Below are 18306 nucleotides of genomic sequence, written 5' to 3' on the forward strand. Positions count from 1 at the left end.
GCACACAGTGCCTCTTTATAGTTTGTTACAAGCAGATAAAAGGCACAAAAAAGAACAGGAGAGCGCCTAGAATTCTTCTATGCTTAGAGAATGTTAGCGATTACGTAATAAAGCGTTTATCGTCTGTCACATGAGAATATCGTATGTGGGTGTATAAAGCACTGAAATGGGCCTTTTTATTTAGCAACGTCATGTTGTTGATGGTATTTCCAAATACGGTAAAAGCTGAAAATAAAATTGAAACTATCACAGTAACAGGGTCGCGAATAAAACGCTCTGTTCAAGCTGACTCTTCGTCCCCGATTACAAACGTAGGCGCTGAAAGACTCTCTAACATCGGTGCTAATGGTGTTCGGGATCTAGTCGAAGTCTTGCCATTCAATGCGGGTGCACAAAATAACTCTGACAATTTATCGCAAAATTACACCGTAGGGACTTCGAATTTTAATTTAAGGGGGTTGGGGGTTTCTTCCACGTTAGTGTTGCTCAACGGCAGACGTCAGGTAACTTCATCGGTTGTCACGGACCAAGGAGCGAGTTTTGTGGATACGGCCTCATTGATCCCCTCGCTTGCTGTTAAAAGAATCGAGATTTTGCGCGATGGCGCATCAGCAATTTATGGTTCCGACGCGGTTGCAGGTGTTGTTAACTTTATTAGTCGTGACGACTTAAATGGTGCGCAGCTGCAATATGAATATCGGCAAAGAGTCAGTGATGGTAGCCAAGACGAAACAAAAATTGATTTTGCATATGGCCTAGAGCTTGGTGAGACTGGGTACCTGCTTTTTGCGGCTAGTTTTCTTGAGCGTTCAAGTTTATTACTAGGAGAAGTTGACTGGTTCAAACCCGCTTTCAGTAGTTTCGGTAATCCGGGCAGCTTTGTAATCCCCTCTTTATCCTCGCCTCAAAATCCACAAGGGTTGACCATCGCAGACGATAATTGTGAAAACAATGGTGGGCAGCTTTCTGCGGGCAGTAATGGTAATTCGTTTTGCTTGTTTGACTTTGCACCTCAAATTACGGTGGTACCCAATGAAGATAGACTTCAGCTTTTTGTTAAAGCAAAGTGGGATTGGAATGATCAGATACACCTATGGTTTGAAGCGGGTCATGCCGACAATCAGATTTCAAGAGAAGTCTCACCTAGCTTTCCGGTTCTGAATGCGCCAAATGTTTTAGCATCGCATCCTGATAACCCTTATGCAGAAGATGTTTTTTTCCGGGGGCGGCCTTTCGGCTGGGGTAAGCCCACGGAGCAAAACTCCTATGAACATCAAACTACGCGAGTAGCTTTTGGCATAGAAGGCGATGTCGGACAAGATATTTATTGGCAGCTGGCTTATGTACATGCAATCAACGATGCGCTACTGAACCCAAGAGATGTCATAGCGGATAATTTTCAGCAATCACTACTTGGCTACGGCGGCGTAAATTGCGACAGTGCGCAAGGCGCTGGTGTTGGACTGTGTCTTTACTTTAACCCATTTGACCCCCTTGACCCTGACAATGAGCGATTGCGGCCGTTTATCATTGGGGATTATATCGGCAACCTTGAATCTCAATTACAGATGTTAGAAGGCTATGTCTCTTTTGATGAGGCATTTTCACTAGGTGAAGAGTTTGTCGCTGTGGCAATAGGTGCTCAAGTTCGAAAAGAGTCTATTGTTCAGCGCTATGACGCTTTAACTCAGCAAGACCGTTTCGCTTTTCTAATAGGCAACCAAAATGTTGAAGGGTCGCGCGAAGTTAGCGCCATTTTTGCCGAAGCTAGATTGCCTATTACCCCTAAAATTGAAGTGGGCTTAGCCGTAAGATATGAAGATTATGGACGTTTGGGTGGAGATACCACGAATCCCAAATTTTCAATATTATGGCGCGTAGCTGAACATTTATCGCTCAGAAGCTCTTACAGCACCTCTTTTAGAGCGCCATCGGTCCACCAACTTAAGGGCGTACAGACGAATTTCGCAAACATCACGGATCCTACTGACGGGTCAACCACATTTGGTGGTAACAGAACGATTGGAGATGACAAGTTAGTACCAGAAACGTCAACAGCCATTAATCTTGGTGCTTCCTTTTCTGATAACGCCATGAGTATTGATGTCGATTATTGGCGCTTTTCATTCGACGATGTGCTCACCAGAGAAAGCCATCAAGCGGTGGTGAATACAATGCCAAATGATCCCACTCGAGTGGTTCGCACCTCTGCTGGAACCATTTCAATTGTGAATACTAAATTTATCAATGCACAAGCGATAGATACGTCGGGTGTAGATCTCGTTGGACAATATAATGTCGATACGCAGTATGGTCTTTTCACACCAGAGGTGAGTGCCACTTATTTGCTGTCGTACGATTTAACGGACGATACAGGCGCTATGTCAGACGGTCTTGGAAAACTTAATCGTAATACTGTCGGTAACCCTGCACCTCGACTAAGGGGGAGCGCGGGTGTGCGCTGGTTATGGCGTAATCATCAGGTTAATGCATTTCTGAGGCATGTATCAAGTTACGAAAATGACGTCAGTGGTGAGAAAGTCGGGTCGTTTACGACGCTAGATACACAATATTCATTGAAATTAGGTGAGTTGATGCGGCTTAAAGCTCAATCGAGTGTTGCAATCGGTATATTAAATATAACGGATGACCCTCCACCCTTTGTGGATATAGCAGGCAGTTACGATCCTCGAACGGGTGATCCAAGAGGACGAAGGGTATATATAAAACTTAAAATAGAATTTTAAAAGGCACAGAGGCGAGTTCAAAACGGATCAACATGTTTTTTCATAGGATAAGCGACATAAAAGGTGCGTTCACTTCGCTCCTACTATTAATTTGGGGCGTTTTTAGCATTTTCACGACTGAGCTTGTGCATGCAAAGACATTGCGTATAGTGACGCTTGAATACCCGCCTTATCAATACCTTGAAGGTAACATGCCAAAGGGTATTGGTGTTGAGATAGTCACTGAAGTGTTCAAGAGACTAAAGCAACCCATTAACATCGAGTTCTTGCCATGGGGAAGAGCTATCAGAGAGCTTCAAAGTGGGCAAGCTGATGGCATATTTACCATTTATTTCTCTGAGAAAAGACAGCAAACCATGCTTTACTCTGAGCAAGTGTTAATTATGCAGTCGGTTTCTATTTTTACGCGAAAGGACTCAGGCATTAGATTGGCCGGTAATATCCGCGAACTTAGCGAATTGCGCGTTGGCCTAGTGCGCAATGTCAGTTATGGCACAGAAATAGATACTGCTATTAAATCGGGTGTGATTGACCAAATTGTAGAGACCAATTCTGGCACACAGAGTTTTAAGTTGCTGCTTGCAGATAGAGTTGATGTGGTGATCAGCAATAAACTGGGTGGGATGGATATTGTTCGACGCTTAGGGATCCAAAATTCAGTCTCCCCAACGCCCCTATATGAGTTACCTATCCCCAGTTACTTTGCGTTTTCCAAAAATACCCAAGGCAAGAATCTCAAAGCTCAGTTTGATAAAGTACTTCAAGCTATGAAAGCAGACGGTACTTATGATGCCATTATCAAGCAATCTTTTAATTGCCGAGCGGTGTCTTGCTATCAGATAGGGGAGTAAAGAAAGGGCTGACCACAAGCGTAGCCAGCCAGTGGTTTTTACAGGTTCGTTGTTTGTAAACCTCGGCGAGTTAGCAATGCATCAGTCGTTGGTGCTTGTCCCCTAAATGCTTTGTAGGACTCCATTAATGGTCTAGAGTTACCAACTTCAAGAATGTTTTTACGGTAGTGGTCACCTATTTTTCTATTTAAACCGCCTTGAGATTGCACGAATGCATAAGCATCTGCCGCTAAGATTTCACTCCACATGTAGGCATAGTAACTCGCCGAGTAGCCCCCGCCCATTGAATGAGAGAAGAATGCCGACTTGTAACGAGGATGAATGTAAGGCACGTAAAGGCCGTGTTTTTTCAATACCTTTTGTTCAAATTGCTCGGGGTTTTCTACTTTATCGGTTGGTTTCAGTGAGTGCCACTCCATATCAACAATCGCCGCAGCAACATACTCTAATGTGTCAAACCCTTGGTTGAAGCTACGAGAGCGTACAATTTTATCTAACAAGTCTTTGGGAATTGCTTCGTTAGTCTCGTAATGTTTAGCATAGTTTGAGATAACTTTAGGGTGAATCGCCCAGTCCTCTTCAAACGTAGAAGGGAATTCAACAAAGTCAGTCGATACGGAAGTCCCAGCTAGTGACGGGTAATTTACATCTGAGAACATGCCGTGAATACCGTGGCCTAGCTCATGGAACATAGTCGTTACTTCACCGTAGCTTAGTAGTGTCGGTTGGCCGTTTGGTGCTTTTGCAATATTCATGACATTTACAACAACGGGTTTTTGTCCCAGTAGATGTGTTTGGTCAACAAATGAGCTCATCCACGCGCCGCCACGTTTACCAGGGCGCGCGAAATAATCAGCGTAGAATATTGCAAGGCTGGTGCCGTCATGGTCAAACAGTTCGTAAGCTTTTACGTCTGGATGGTATACAGGTAAATCAGGACGATGTTTAAATTCAACACCGTACAGCTCCTTCATGGTAAAGAATAAGCCGTCTTCTAATACACGGTTAAATTCAAAATATGATTTGACCGTATTTTCATCCAGTGCATATTTATCTTGGCGCACTTGCTCTGCGTAATAAGCCCAGTCCCAAGGCTGCAGTTTAAATTTGTCACCTTTTTCAGCCATTTTTGCTTTTATTGCTTTGGTTTCAAGTTTTACATTTGTCATCAGTGCATCAGTCATGCCTGAGAACATAGAAAACACTGCATCAGGTGTTTGTGCCATTTGTGCAGACAGCCCATATGCTGCCCAGCTGCCAAATCCAAGCAAGTTTGCACGTTGAGCGCGGATCTCTGCAAGCCGCTTAATAATAGGCATATTGTTCGTCTCACCAGACTGAGCACGCTCTGCTGATGCACGCCAAATACGCGCTCTTAAATCTCTATTTTGGATATTTGCAAGAATAGGCTGGCGAGTTGTATTGGTGATACTGATTAAGTATTTTCCGTCTTTTCCTGCTTGTTTAGCGGCGGCCGCCATTGAGTCAATTTGTGCATCCGTTAAACCTTTCAGATCACGCTTGTTGTCGACTACGACCGCAATGTTGCTGGTTTCTTGAAGTAAGTTTTGACCAAACTGCGTGGTTAATTGTGAATGTTCTTTGTTTAATGCGCGAATTTTAGTTTGTTGCGCGTCTGTTAGCTTTGCGCCAGCGCGAATAAAGCGTTTGTAGTAAACCTCAACAAGTCGCTTAGATTCTGCATCTAAGCCTAAGCTGTCGCGTTTGTCATGAATTTGCTCAACGCGTTCGAACAAAGCTTTGTTTAAGTAAATATTATCACTATGTTGGGTAAAAAGAGGAGCAAGCTCTTGTTGTAGTGCTCGACGCTCTGGATTTGAGTCGGTGAGGCTAATGTTCCAAAAGTAATTGCCTACTCGAGATAAAGTTTCACCGCTTTTTTCAAGTGCGACGATCGTGTTGTCAAAAGTAACGTCTTTTTGCGCAATAATTTGTTCGATTTCAGCTAGGTTTTCAGTTATCCCTTGCTCGAAAGCTGGTTTGATATCACCGTCGTGAATTAAGTTAAATTCAGGAGCTTGGTACTGTAGTGCACTTTGTCGTAGTAATGGGTTATCAAGCATATTTTGTGCAACAACTTCCTGCCCTTCTTGAGTATATTGAGGCGCAGAGTTTTGACTGTTACAGCCAGTCAATAAAAGGACTGAACTGACAGCCAGTGCAATGGTTGTTTTAATCATAGTTAAATTCCGAGATTCTGTAGAGCTGAATAGAAAGCTCACAAATAACACGCTTTTTAATTAGCAATTGCCGTTTAATGAATTGGTTGGGTAAACCGAGTTCACACACCTGGCTTATTTATTTTCAAAGGAAAGCGGTCACTTGTGATTGTGTGTGATGTTATATTGTAACAAAATAAAAGCAATTCAAATTCTACTATAATTTGAAACATTTTATTAAGTGCATGATTTGAAATGGATTAAAATTTCATTTTTTAAGTTGGATGGGAATCGTATTTCTGCGATGCAGTACTTTTTAGTGAAAATTAATTCGCTGCATGGTGCAAAAAACGCGACAAAAAACTTGCAAACAGAATGGTGTTGATATGTTATATTATAACAAAAATAACGTATGGAATTATTATGTTTAAACTTTCGCCATTGATGCTTGGCTTGATAGCCCCGCTTTCAGTACAAGCTTACGCTCAAAATATCAGTGGACAAATTCAAGATCAAAATGGTGCAGCGATTGCAAACGCAACTATTTCGGTTATGGGCAGTCAACAAACGGTTAAATCGGACCAATTTGGTAAGTTTACTTTGCAAACCAATAAAAGTAGTGACGTAGAACTACACATTACAGCTTCGGGTTTTGCGCACCAAAATAAGTTGGTCAAAGCACAAGCAAATGGTGCTGCGAGCATTACAGTGAAGTTAAATGCATCTGTGATGGAAGTGATTGATGTTAAGGCTTCACCATTTCATGCATCTTCGATGGAGTCATCTATGCCTGTGAGCGTGCTTTCAGGCGACGCCCTCAAAGAGCAGCAAGCAGCCACTTTGGGCGATACGCTATCTAAGCAAGTAGGTGTACACACGAGCTTTCATGCAAAGGTTGCAAGCACGCCTGTGATACGAGGCCTTAGCGGCCCACGTGTACTCATCACACAAAATAGCTTAGACGTTAGTGACGCCTCGCGCGTAGGGCCTGATCATTCCGTGGCTTCTGAGTCCATTACAGCAACGCAGGTAGAAGTTTTAAGAGGGCCTGCAACCTTATTTTACGGCAGTGGTGCGATCGGTGGGGTTGTGAACGTTGTTGATGAACGCGTACCGACTAGCAGTGATACGTATGGCGAGTTTTTAATTGAGCGTGCGACAGGCGATGACCAAAAGTTGGCCGCAGTTAATTTAAATACAGGCTTAGGTAATTTTGCATTGCATTTAGATGGCTTCGTTAGAGAGTCCAGTGACTATGAAATCCCTGTACCAGCTGAGCTAGATCAAAAGTCAAATAGCTCTGGTGATTATACCGTTGAAAATAGCGCTGAAGACTCTCACGGTGCGACCATCGGCACCTCCTATCTATTTGAGCAGGGATATGTGGGTGTGTCCTATGGCAAAATGGCGAGAGAGTACGGTATTCCTGGTCACAGTCATGGTGATGAAGCGCCAGATGTTTTCGCGGACTTAGATCAAGATCGTTGGCAGTTAATTGGTAAATATAGCTTTGATAATGCCTTTTTAAGTGAAGCTAACTTTCGTGCGGCATACACTGATTATGAGCACAGTGAAGTGGAGCATGGTGAAGTTGGAACTATTTTTGCCAATGAAAGTCAAGAAGCTCGCATTGATTTAATGCATCAACCAATCGCAGATTGGCGCGGTGGATTGAGTGTACATTACAAGCGTAGTGACTTTTCAGCACAGGGTGCAGAAGCATTCACGCCTCCATCCGTAAGCACGACATTTGCGCTGGCACTGATGGAAGAGCGTCATTTTGGCGAAGTGTTAGTTCAGTTAGGTGCGCGCGTAGAGCGCGTTACTTTGGATGCGCCAAATGTATTTTTGTCTGGTAGTGACTTACAGGCGGATGAGCATGATGACCATGACCATGACCATGACCATGACCATGATCAGGTCATCGTCGATAGAAAATTCGCTGTGGATCATGAGTTCACACCAGTCAGTTTATCAGCCGGTGCGGTATGGGATTATCAACCAGGATATAACCTAGGCGTGTCTGTTTCTAGGGCGGAGCGTGCGCCAGCAGCTTCGGAGCTGTTCTCATTTGGTCCGCATATAGGTACTGGTACTTACGAGGTTGGGGCACTATTTAGACAGAAGGACGAGAGCTTAGCTTTCGAGCTGAACCCGCAGGATATAGATTTAGAGCGTTCTCATAACCTAGATATTACATGGCGAAAGCTCGAAGGCGATTTTGGATTTGTTTTGAACGCATTTTATAACAAAATCGATAATTACTATTACCAAACAAATACTGGATTAATGGCTGATGATGGCCACGACCACGACCACGACCACGACCACGACCACGACCACGACCACGACCACGACCACGACCACGACCACGACGATGGCCACGATGAGCACGGTTTACCTGTTTATGTGTTCAAAACAGGAGATGTCACAACCCATGGGTTTGAAGCAGAGCTTGCATGGCAGGCGACAGAAGCGCTAAATGCAACACTTTTTGCAGATATGGTTCGCGCGCGATTAAGTAACGGCGGTAACCTGCCTATGGTTTCACCTGTTAGGTTTGGTACTAAATTAAGTTACAGCCTTGATAAGTTCACTGTAAACCTAGATGTGGTGCGCTATCAAAAGCAGACCCATATTGCGGCACATGAAACAGTGACACCGGGCTACACATTGGTTGACGCAAGTTTGAATTATGACTTCTCAGCGCTTGGAAAAGATTGGGTACTTTATCTAAAAGGTCATAACCTGACAGACACAGAAGCGCGCGTACATACGTCATTCCTAAAAAATAAAGCGCCCATGCCAGGCAGAAGTTTTGCATTTGGTTTTAGGGGCTACTTCTAATTTTTCTTTTACTTCTCTCAGGGGGCGCAAGCCCCTTTTTAATTTTTTGGCTATGTTTCTAGTTTGGTCATCAACAAAAGCAAAAACCCGCTTCTTGTTAAGTTACTCAGTGAATGTCTTCACTGTTAGAATTAACAGTATAAAAATAATACTAAAATCAGCAGTATAAGCTTACAAAACTCGTTGTGTTGAGCTGGCTTATTAGCGCTAACATGCTCTTCATTGTATTTTATTGAGGTAAGTAATGAAGCTCACAGTAATCTCTTTTCTATTGGGTAGTTTGATAGGGTATGTTGTGGCTGTAGTTACCTTTGAAGAGGCAGTCGTCGAGTACAATACTCCCTCCGAAACAGCCCTGCTTATCTCCCAATTGGATCAACTTTCACAAGAGAATAAAAATTTACAGCTCCAGTTAAATCATGCAATAACGTCGGTCAAGCAGGCTGATATAAATACCGTACCTGCCGAACATCATGGTTTGGAAGAGTATGTTGTCGTTGCTACTGCACAGCAAAATAATGAGTCACGCCAATTGCGACCCTCCGCAACTTTTGCTCAAACAGTCAAAGCGATAGAAATGTATCAAGTGCTACCCATTGCGAAACGTCTCGAGATACAGCTTCAATTGAATGAAGATACCGCGAATAAGCTTCAGGCATTGCTTTTAGAAAAAGCTCAACAAGACTACCAAGTTTGGCTTAGCAACCAGAGCGAAAAATCGCAGCATTCGATCGATATGAGTAGCCTAACAAACGACCTTAATTTGAATAAACAACGTTACGAACAGTCTCTAAGAGAAATCCTGACGGATGATCAAGTAGCGGCGTATATTCAAGCTGAGCGCCAACAGGCTGAAGTTTTAGCACAGCAAAAATTAATGCATCTTCGGGATTCTCTGAGCAAAATCAGCTTAGATGAGTATCAACAGCAAGAGATTTCTAGACTTGCTTCGCAGCTCTATCAAACTGATAACGTTAGCATAGGTTCTATGGGGAGTCCTTATGGCGTAGGCAGTATTTCGGTCAATACGGAAAAGCTCGAAGAGATAAAACTTGTACTGACTGAAGAACAACTTCAGAGCTTGATACTTTGAAGATAATAAAAACCAAAAATAAGGAAAATCATGAAAACAATACTAACGGTAGTAGCCGCGGTTGTTGCATTGACGAGTGCTTCCGCTGAAGCGAGACCTAATTGCCCTGGTGGACAAGGGTATTGGGAAGAAGTGGTAAGGAATGTACGTGTATGTGACACACAGACTGAAAACTATACAGTTACTTTGAAAAACTGTAATTATGCAGGGCATGTGTATTTAGGGCACCTTTGGAATAAACCGGACTTCCCATTACCTCATGCTAAATACAAAACATCTTCACGCCGTGGAGTCGAGTCGTGTCCTGCTTCACAATATGCTACCGATTTTGAAATTTACTGGTACACCGACAGTGACGGTCGCCGATGGACTGGTCATGCAAACTACTCTGGCCATTTAGCAAAAACAAGTGAGCAAAGCTATACAGAGCAGCGCACTCGTACTATCGAAACAAATTGTCGTACAGAGCAACGTGTTACTCGTGTTTTCCGTTGTGGGTTTGAGCCTTAATATATAGCGAGTAGGCAACTAACAGGTGGTGGCCATTTGGCTACCATCATATTTAAGATCTATTGACCTGTGGGTTTATAAGTAACTTCAGGTGTTTCCATTGAGAATATCTCGCCATTATCCAGCTCAATTTTAATATAAAAGGTGATGTTGTTTGTTAATTGAGGCTCTTTATTGAGCACAAAGTCTAGGGCAAATCCGACATGTGCCATATCATTTTTACTATTTACTTCTATAAATTTGTTGACGTTAAAGTATGTTCTAACGTCATTATTGTAGGTATAAAATTGGTTGCCAATGCTGGTATTTGTAACAAGAAAGAATTCATTCAAACTACTACCTGAAGGGTACTCGTCATTAAAGTCATAAGCAGAAGTAATCGTAATAGATTTAATCGCCTCTTCAGTTTCTGGCGGCGCAGGAGATAGTGCATATGCTTTTTTTATCAATGAAAATAATTGAAAAGTAGAATTATGCGCTGTGATTTGTATAGACTCTGTTTGAGTATCAAGACCGATAATCACATCACGGTATGTTAATGGTGACCTGCCACTGTATACCTCCCCTCGCAAGAAACTATCGGCGTTTAAGCTGGTGGATTCTTTGCGTTGATAAATTTGGATATCAAACCCAAGAGTAATGAAATTGGTTACAACCTTAGGGGGGTCCGGTAAGTCTGGGTCAGATGAGTCAGAGCCACAGGCAATTAACGTGGTTGCAAGAGTTAGTATACTGAATAATTTATAATCCACCTTGTGATTTCCCTTTCACATTTCGCGTTAAACTTATCTTAATAGTTATAGCTTAGGGTACAACCAAATAAATGTTATTTAATGTTACCCAGTAGGGTGCGTGAAATGCACGCATGGAGAAAAATAAATACTCATGGGGTGAGTTTATCGCGTTGTTGAATAATCGACTTATTCAACAACGCGTATTAGTTATATTTGATTAGCAAACTGAGTTTCGGTTAATGCCTGCTCAGACTCCATTTCACCGCGGTGATCTTTGGCAAGCTTTTCATAAAGTAATGGCAATACAATCAAGGTGAAAAACGTCCCAATCAACATACCGGCCACCAAAATGATACCGATGCTATTTCGCGCCTCGGCACCAGCACCTGTTACCAGCACGAGTGGGAAGTGCCCTAACACTGTTGCACCTGTCGTCATTAAAATTGGACGTAGACGCGTTGCTGCTGCGCCTTTGACCGCATCGAATTTGCTTTTACCTTCGAGCTGAAGGTGGTTCGCAAACTCAACAATCAAAATGCCATTTTTAGAGATCAAGCCAATCAGCGTGATGAGACCTATTTGGCTGTAAATATTCACGGTTGTTAGCGATAAAAATGGCAGCATTAATGCGCCTGCTAAAGCAAGCGGTGCGCAGCCAAGAAGTACAACGAGTGGATCTCTAAAGCTATTAAACTGAATGGCTAACAAGAAATAAACAACAATCATGGCGACTAACAAAACCCCAACCATGGTGTTACCTTCTTTACGGAGCTGTCTTGACTCACCCGCATAATCAATCGAGTAGTGGGCTGGCAGTATCTCCGCTGCAATTTGCTCTATATTACTCAACCCTTGTTCTTTGGTGATATGAGGCAGCACACCAGCAAGAATTCTAAACGAGTTTTGCTGATTAAATGAACCCAGTACACGCGGGCTCGTAAAGGCCTCTAAGGTAGCAAATGACGAGATGGGGACAAGCGCTCCTGCATCTGTCCTAATCTGCATGTCTAAGATACCTTCCGGATTGTATCGCTCTTCGTCGCCTACAATTGGAATAACGCGGTATGCTTTCCCTTCTTTATTAAAGTAATTCACAAAATTATTAGACATCAATACGCTGAGCTGGTCGTTAACCTGCGCAAGGTTTAAGCCTAGATCGGCCACCAATTGACGATCAATTTTTAACTCAGCTTGTGGTAGGTCTATTTTTAGATCTGTGTTTACAAATAAGAAGTTACCGCTTTGACTAGCTTTTGCCATGATTTGATCTGCGTATAATTTCATGGTTTTAGCATCGTCGCTGGAGCGCAGCACGACTTCGACATCAAACTGACCTGCAGTTGGTAATGATGCCGGTAAGATAGGAAACAAGCTCAGACCTGTTACACTGCCCAGTCTTCCATACAAATCAAACAGTAAGTTATGTACAGAGTTTTCGCGCTCTTCAAATGGCGCTAACTCCACGCCACCAAAACCAGCTGCGGCAGTGACGATTTGCCAAGTAAACTGACCGCCCTCAGTTGCATTCATGACCCGTGCTGTGTCGTTCATTTTTTCAGAAGTGTAAGCCTGAGAAGACTCCGGAGGGGCCTCGATTACGACTTGAATACTGCTTTGATCTTCAATGGGCGCCAACTCTTTTTGCGACAGTAAATAAAAAGGCACAGACAGCAAAGAGAAGGCAATGGCAACAAAGAAAATTTGCGGGCGTAACTTAAATAGAGCATCCAGCGTTTTGAAGTAAAAAGCCTGTAGCTTGTCAAAGTAACTGTTTACTTTACGTGTAAGTTTGCCCTCTTTGCCGCCCTCTGGATTCACATATGCACTCATGATGGGAGAAAGGGTAATCGCAACAAGGCCAGAAATTAACACCGCAATTGCCAATGTAAACGCGAACTCACGGAATAAAAACCCTGTCAGCCCAGTTAAAAAGCCGATAGGGGCATATACCGCCGCAAGTGTAAGCGTCATGGCAATCACAGGCACGAGTAGTTGGCGAGAGCTGATCAGGGCTGCTTGAAGCCTTGGTTTGCCTTCTCTCATATGCCGAGCGACATTTTCGACCACAACGATGGCGTCATCGACCACTAATCCAACAGACAACACAATGGCTAAAATGGTCAATAGATTCAGTGAAAAGCCCATCGCATAAATCACGGCAATAGCGCCAAGAATAGAAATTGGGATGGTAATAAGTGGTACCATAGCGGTTCTAAATGAGCCCATCATCGCCACAACCACAATGCCAACAAGGAGAACGGTTTCACCAAGTGTGGTAAAAATTTCTTTAATGGAATCACGCATGTATAAAGTGCCATCGTAGCCGATAGAAATTTTCATGCCATTAGGTAAGATCTGGTTAATCTCATCCAGTTTGGTGTAAAGCGCGTCACCGATGTTAATTTCATTTGCGCCGGGTAAGGCCCAAACGGCTAAGAACACCGTATCGTGATAATCAAGTCTAGCCGTGACCAAACCCTCGGCTTCGCCAATTTCGATATTAGCTATCGCCCCTAGCTTGAGCTGAGTACCATCAACCTCTTTCACGACCAAATCTTCGAAGTCTGCCACACTTTTGAGGCTGGTATTTGCCATGATATCAATGCGCTGACGACTATTTTCACTGTATCCAATTGTCGCAATCGTGTTATTCGACTGAAGCGCATTAAAAACATCTGTGGCGCTTAAATCGTAAACAGCGAGTTTGTCGCTATCGAGCCAAACTCTCATTGCAGGGTTTCTGCCTCCTTCAAGCGTTACTTTTTGTACACCAGAAATATCAGACATTGAGGGAACAATATTACGTGTTAAGTAATCACTTACTTCATTACGAGGCAGTCCAGTTGATTCGACATCGAGATAAAATACGGCATATGGACTATCTGCTCGGACAATTTCAATCGCTGGATCTTCAGCCCCTGTAGGTAGTTCAAACTTGATTTGATTTAACCGGGTTGTTAATTCAGCCAACGCATCGGTTGTATTGTGGTTAAGGTCTAACCAAGCGGTCACCTTACTAAGTCCAGAAGTTGTGACTGAGTCTACATAATCAACACCTGGTACAGTCGACGCAACGCGCTCAATCGGCTCTGTCACGTAACCTTTTACCACGTCGGCGGCAGCGCCAGTATAAACGGTATTGATCACCAAAGAGGCACTTTCAATTTTTGGATATTGCTGCACAGAAATCTGTTTTGCGGCATTTAGGCCTGCCAAAATAATCAGTAAAGACAGTACAATAGCAAGCACCGGTCGATTGACAAATATGTCCATCACAGATGGTTTGTTTTCATGTAAAGCACTCATTACTGCGCTCCGCTTTGATCTTCACTTGATGCTGTTTGATCTATGTATACCAACAGGTTTTCTTTAAGCTTAAATGCACCTTCGCTGGCGATAAACTCACCACCATTTAGGCCTGACAAGACAATTTGATTGTCTTTGACTTTGTCGCCTAACGTCACTTTTACAGGCTTGGCGCGCCAGTTTTGCTCGTCATCCTTTTCTAAAACGTACACAAATTCACCAAAATGACTACGCGTAATAGCGTTGGTAGGCACACTGACCGCGTTCATATGGGCTGTGGGAACCTCTACCGTTGCCATTTGATTGTGACCATATTTGTTGTTCGGGTTTGGTAATAGGGCACGATAGCTTTGCTGTCTAGAGGTTGCATCTAGGCTAGGGGTTTTTGCGATTACGGTGGCAAAGCGCACTGTGCTCTTGGTGGCTTCTATAAAAGTGACATTTACTTTGCTACCAATACTCGGCTGTGTAAGGGTTTGCGGGATTTGAAAGTCAATCCAAATTGCATCATCTACGCCAACCAGTGAAGTAATAGCGGTATTCACATCGATAAACTGACCACTTTGGTACTGGTCTAAACCTGTTTGTCCTGTGAATGGTGCCAGAATAGTCTTTTTAGCGATTAATGCCTGTAAATTCTGCACGTCAGCTTCACCGACAGCGACATCAGCCTCTGCTTTATCTACTTCGTCAGGGCTGATGCGTTTTTGAGCGAGGAGTTTGACCACTCTTTCGTAAGTTGACTTAGCAAGTTTAACGCGTGCTTTGGCTGCACGTAAATTGGCCTCGTCAATACTGGTATCCAGCTTAAGTAAAACCTGCTCCGCTTGCACAATCTCACCAGGTTTAAAGCCGACATAAGTAATGAGGCCCGAGTATTCGTTACGTACAGTAATCGTTTGTCTCGCTTGGAGTTGGCCAACCACTTTTACATACTGGGTATGTTGCACTTCTTGTACATAGGTACTTTTTACCGTTGCAGACGGCTCAGGAAAAGATTCGCCGAATGCAATTGCAGCCTGCACCTGTTGAAATTTAATAAATCCTAGGCCAGCTATTACTGTTAGGACGATGAATATGGCACTTAGCCATCTTTTAATGTTCATAAGGCCTCCTAATTTGATTAGCGCAGGTTGAGCGCGATAAGTTGTTGCTCAATCTGTATGAGCGAATCACTGGTTAATGGCTTTTGCCAAGGGTAGCTGTTTAACAGGCGTACCGAACTTCGAATAATAGGGTGGTCGAGTTCAAGAGGCTGTTGTAGGGAATCTGTTCCTTCGACAATTTGTTTCGTTTGTTGAACACGCTGAACTTGTTCATACCCAACGGTCATTGCCCACCCACTAATTATGATCTCATCAATAACTTGGGCAAGGTTAGGCACATCTTTTAATTCTCCAGAGTTGATACCATCCGTTAGCGCGAGTTTAAAAGAGCTCTCGCAGCGGCTGCTTGCTTCAATGATTTTAGTTGTCCAATAGGAAGAACCTTTGCGGATCACCGCTTCATTTGTTGCATAGGTTTGCAACTCATAATCAAATTCAAAACATTGCAGTTTTTGTGGAGAAATAAGGCTGATAGCGAGAATTTTTTCAGGTGTACTAATAGGTAAGGCTAAAACTTGATCAAAAATCTTAGAGACATGTACAAATGATTGATAGGCAAGTGCGAGCACAATGTCCTCTTTACTTTGCACAAATTTATACACAGAGCCCATTGATAGCCCCGCCACGCGAGCTATTTTAGCCATGGTAAAGTCAGTCACTGAAGACTCGTTGATACATTGTTCAGCAGCATGAAGGATCATTTGCTGTTGAGTTTGTTGATCATATTTTGGTGCCGGTGCCATATTAATTCTCGTATTTAATGCTTCTTGAATTACATTCGAATGATATTCGAATGTCGTTATTGTAGTAGGAAATGCAGTGTTGTCAACAAGCTTTGTGAGTGATAGCGGGTGATTTTTACACGTTTCGCATTGCTTTTAGCATGATTTATTAATCAAAAAGTATTGTTTTAGATTGAATTTTGTTCTATTTTATTCGTGCATTTACAATAAATAAGGAAAATAACAATGAAGTTAAATAAAAAGCACCTAAAAAAACTAACTCACGAAAATGCATTGTCAAAACAGCAAACCCCTAACATTGCAGGTGGTGTTGGTAAATTTACTTATGGTGGATGTACCGCAACTGCGGGAGATTGCGCGCCAAATACTTATAATGATGGAACATGTCCTAGTCATAGTCCTGAGTTAACGGGATGTGCGTGTCCAACAACGTCGCCTATTATTTGTTTCTAATTCTTATACAGCCTTGCGCCAAGCGATTTTTGCTTGGCGTAACAACAAATATCTTCAATTCAAGTCACCCCTATTTATGCTCTCGTGCGTTTTGATATATATTGAACAAGCTAAATGCTGCTTCTAAGCGATTACCCTTTAGATCAAACATCGACAATTAAAAGGAACAATATGTTCAAAAAACATGCTTTAATCGGCGCTTTAACCTTACTTTTGGTTGCTTGCCAAACCACACAAAAGGCAAGTCGACCAGCCAACGCCAGTGACTACGAAAATGATTTAAAAGCACCTAAAATTGCGGGTGAGCTGCTACTGGTGGATAGGAAAGTGTTTGATCAACCTGAATACGGTATGTCTTTAAAGTACGTAGATGAAAGCTTTCCTGAAGACTTTGTAACCGTTTATATATATCCAATCGCAAAAACCAATTGGAGCGATACAGAAAAAGTGGTCGCTGAAGAGTTGCAATTCGTGATGGATGAGGTTGAAGCGGCAAAAAAACTTGGTAAATATCAGGATGTACAGCCAGCAACGATGCAAATGGTACAATTTGAAACTCAGGGTAAACAATTTTTAGGAAAGCAGGCTCAGTTTGTAATGCAAACCCATGATGGAGCAGAGTATCATTCTGAGGCGTATGTCTTTATTGCAGAAGACAAATACATCAAATTTAGGCTGAGTTTTCCAAAGCATACTGCCAGAGAAAACACGGGTATTGATATTGTGAAGTCAATATTACCTGAGATTGAAGTGCCGAAAGAGTCCGAATATATGTACGCCTTGCGCGAATCGCACAGAAAAGAAATGATTCAGAAATTAATGAAGCTTTTAATGGATAATGCAAAATCTGACCAAAGCTAGCGCATTGGATTAAATAATTTATGGTGGGGAACGTACTACATATATGAAAGAAAAATAGGTATGTAGTAATGGCAGTAGGTAATTATAGAAAAACACACGTACTCACCAGTGAACTTGTAACGCCAAACTTAAAAAGAGTTGTTCTTGGTGGTGCTGATCTTACAAGCTTTCCGTCGGGGTATGAAAGTGGCTACGTAAAGCTCCTTTTTACTAAACAAGGCAGCGCACTCAAAGAAGAAGAGGCGTTTGAACAGCTGAGTAAAAAGAACATAATGATGCGTACGTATACGGTAAGAATGTTTGATAAAGCAACTGCTACCCTGACTATCGATTTTGCGCTCCATACTTCAAAAGAGGGAATGTCTCCTGCGTCTGATTGGGCGAAAAAGGCTACCGCTGGAGATGAAATCATCATTGGGGGGCCAGGCTCGACTAAGCTTGCTGACCCTGATGCCAACTGGTATTTGTTCATCGGAGATATGACTGCATTGCCAGCGATTAGCTGTAATTTAGAGCGCTTACCCTCAACGGCTCAAGGTACAGCAATAATAGAAGTTACCAGCGAAGCTGATATTCATATACTGAATAAGCCTGACAATATACAGGTATTATGGCTTGTAAATCCGACCCCAGGCCAAAATAGTTCGCTCGTAGCAGCTGTAAAGGCGTTAGATTGGTTGACTGAGAAACCGTATGTTTGGTGTGCTTGTGAATTCGAAACCATGCGCACTATCCGCCGGTTTTTAAAAAGGGAAAAACAGCTAGAAAAACAAGATATGTATATTAGTAGCTATTGGAAATACGGCCGTACTGAGGATCAACATAAAGTTGATAAAAGAGTGGATGCCGAACTTGACGGGTAGCTAATCCCTTTA

The 18306-nt window shown here is 42.8% G+C and carries 13 protein-coding genes; 8 read left to right on the forward strand and 5 right to left on the reverse strand.

The genetic code is table 11. The annotated features are described in order from the left end of the window. Window positions 1-143 precede the first annotated feature (143 nt). Both N480_RS11935 and N480_RS11940 read left to right on the forward strand, forming a co-directional pair. Entirely contained in the window at window positions 144-2747 is a 2604-nt protein-coding gene (locus tag N480_RS11935) for a TonB-dependent receptor plug domain-containing protein (protein WP_063372727.1), read from the forward strand. 32 nt (window positions 2748-2779) lie between these two features. Next, on the forward strand, window positions 2780-3598 hold the full coding sequence (locus N480_RS11940; RefSeq protein ID WP_081231845.1) for a substrate-binding periplasmic protein: 819 nt from the start codon (window positions 2780-2782) through the stop codon (window positions 3596-3598). A gap of 38 nt (window positions 3599-3636) precedes the next feature. On the opposite strand, the gene N480_RS11945 is transcribed toward N480_RS11940, so the two are convergent. After that, window positions 3637-5799: a M3 family metallopeptidase gene (locus tag N480_RS11945; RefSeq protein ID WP_063372728.1), complete on the reverse strand. Its 2163-nt coding sequence runs from the start codon at window positions 5797-5799 to the stop codon at window positions 3637-3639. Window positions 5800-6201: 402 nt separating this feature from the next. Here N480_RS11945 and N480_RS11950 point away from each other — a divergent pair, with 402 nt between their 5' ends. The 3 genes from N480_RS11950 (at window position 6202) to N480_RS11960 (ending at window position 10228) form a co-directional block, all read left to right on the forward strand. Then, on the forward strand, window positions 6202-8625 hold the full coding sequence (locus tag N480_RS11950; RefSeq protein ID WP_063372729.1) for a TonB-dependent receptor: 2424 nt from the start codon (window positions 6202-6204) through the stop codon (window positions 8623-8625). A gap of 244 nt (window positions 8626-8869) precedes the next feature. After that, on the forward strand, window positions 8870-9718 hold the full coding sequence (locus N480_RS11955) for a hypothetical protein (RefSeq protein WP_063372730.1): 849 nt from the start codon (window positions 8870-8872) through the stop codon (window positions 9716-9718). A 30-nt stretch (window positions 9719-9748) separates the two neighbouring features. After that, entirely contained in the window at window positions 9749-10228 is a 480-nt protein-coding gene (locus N480_RS11960; RefSeq protein WP_063372731.1) for a hypothetical protein, read from the forward strand. A gap of 59 nt (window positions 10229-10287) precedes the next feature. Here the strand turns inward: N480_RS11960 and N480_RS11965 are convergent, their stop codons facing one another. The 4 genes from N480_RS11965 to N480_RS11980 form a co-directional block, all read right to left on the reverse strand. Continuing rightward, entirely contained in the window at window positions 10288-10980 is a 693-nt protein-coding gene (locus N480_RS11965) for a hypothetical protein (protein ID WP_063372732.1), read from the reverse strand. Between the two features lie 189 nt (window positions 10981-11169). After that, window positions 11170-14268, reverse strand: coding sequence for an efflux RND transporter permease subunit (locus N480_RS11970; protein ID WP_063372733.1), 3099 nt, complete (start codon window positions 14266-14268; stop codon window positions 11170-11172). Next, window positions 14268-15374 carry an efflux RND transporter periplasmic adaptor subunit gene (locus tag N480_RS11975; protein ID WP_063372734.1) on the reverse strand — a complete coding sequence of 369 codons (1107 nt, stop codon included), beginning with the start codon at window positions 15372-15374 and terminating at the stop codon, window positions 14268-14270. The genes N480_RS11970 and N480_RS11975 overlap by 1 nt, the downstream gene beginning before the upstream one ends. A 17-nt stretch (window positions 15375-15391) precedes the next feature. Beyond that, window positions 15392-16117 carry a TetR/AcrR family transcriptional regulator gene (locus N480_RS11980; protein ID WP_063372735.1) on the reverse strand — a complete coding sequence of 242 codons (726 nt, stop codon included), beginning with the start codon at window positions 16115-16117 and terminating at the stop codon, window positions 15392-15394. 225 nt (window positions 16118-16342) lie between these two features. Between N480_RS11980 and N480_RS11985 the strand changes: the two genes are divergently transcribed. The 3 genes from N480_RS11985 (at window position 16343) to N480_RS11995 (ending at window position 18294) form a co-directional block, all read left to right on the forward strand. Continuing rightward, a complete protein-coding gene (locus N480_RS11985) occupies window positions 16343-16570 on the forward strand; it encodes a hypothetical protein (RefSeq protein ID WP_063372736.1) in 228 nt (75 codons plus the stop codon). 171 nt (window positions 16571-16741) lie between these two features. Further along, entirely contained in the window at window positions 16742-17431 is a 690-nt protein-coding gene (locus tag N480_RS11990; protein WP_063372737.1) for a hypothetical protein, read from the forward strand. A gap of 68 nt (window positions 17432-17499) precedes the next feature. Then, complete coding sequence (locus tag N480_RS11995; protein WP_063372738.1) at window positions 17500-18294, forward strand: siderophore-interacting protein; 795 nt, start codon at window positions 17500-17502, stop codon at window positions 18292-18294. The last annotated feature ends 12 nt before the right edge of the window (window positions 18295-18306 follow it).

This window comes from Pseudoalteromonas luteoviolacea S2607 (assembly GCF_001625575.1).
GTDB lineage: Bacteria > Pseudomonadota > Gammaproteobacteria > Enterobacterales > Alteromonadaceae > Pseudoalteromonas > Pseudoalteromonas luteoviolacea_E.

Coding starts and splice junctions, on each gene's coding strand:
- N480_RS11935 (WP_063372727.1), top strand. CDS start 144: ATGTGGGTGTATAAAGCACTGAAATGGGCCTTTTTATTTAGCAACGTC.
- N480_RS11940 (WP_081231845.1), top strand. CDS start 2,780: ATGTTTTTTCATAGGATAAGCGACATAAAAGGTGCGTTCACTTCGCTC.
- N480_RS11945 (WP_063372728.1), bottom strand. CDS start 5,799: ATGATTAAAACAACCATTGCACTGGCTGTCAGTTCAGTCCTTTTATTG.
- N480_RS11950 (WP_063372729.1), top strand. CDS start 6,202: ATGTTTAAACTTTCGCCATTGATGCTTGGCTTGATAGCCCCGCTTTCA.
- N480_RS11955 (WP_063372730.1), top strand. CDS start 8,870: ATGAAGCTCACAGTAATCTCTTTTCTATTGGGTAGTTTGATAGGGTAT.
- N480_RS11960 (WP_063372731.1), top strand. CDS start 9,749: ATGAAAACAATACTAACGGTAGTAGCCGCGGTTGTTGCATTGACGAGT.
- N480_RS11970 (WP_063372733.1), bottom strand. CDS start 14,268: ATGAGTGCTTTACATGAAAACAAACCATCTGTGATGGACATATTTGTC.
- N480_RS11975 (WP_063372734.1), bottom strand. CDS start 15,374: ATGAACATTAAAAGATGGCTAAGTGCCATATTCATCGTCCTAACAGTA.
- N480_RS11980 (WP_063372735.1), bottom strand. CDS start 16,117: ATGGCACCGGCACCAAAATATGATCAACAAACTCAACAGCAAATGATC.
- N480_RS11985 (WP_063372736.1), top strand. CDS start 16,343: ATGAAGTTAAATAAAAAGCACCTAAAAAAACTAACTCACGAAAATGCA.
- N480_RS11990 (WP_063372737.1), top strand. CDS start 16,742: ATGTTCAAAAAACATGCTTTAATCGGCGCTTTAACCTTACTTTTGGTT.
- N480_RS11995 (WP_063372738.1), top strand. CDS start 17,500: ATGGCAGTAGGTAATTATAGAAAAACACACGTACTCACCAGTGAACTT.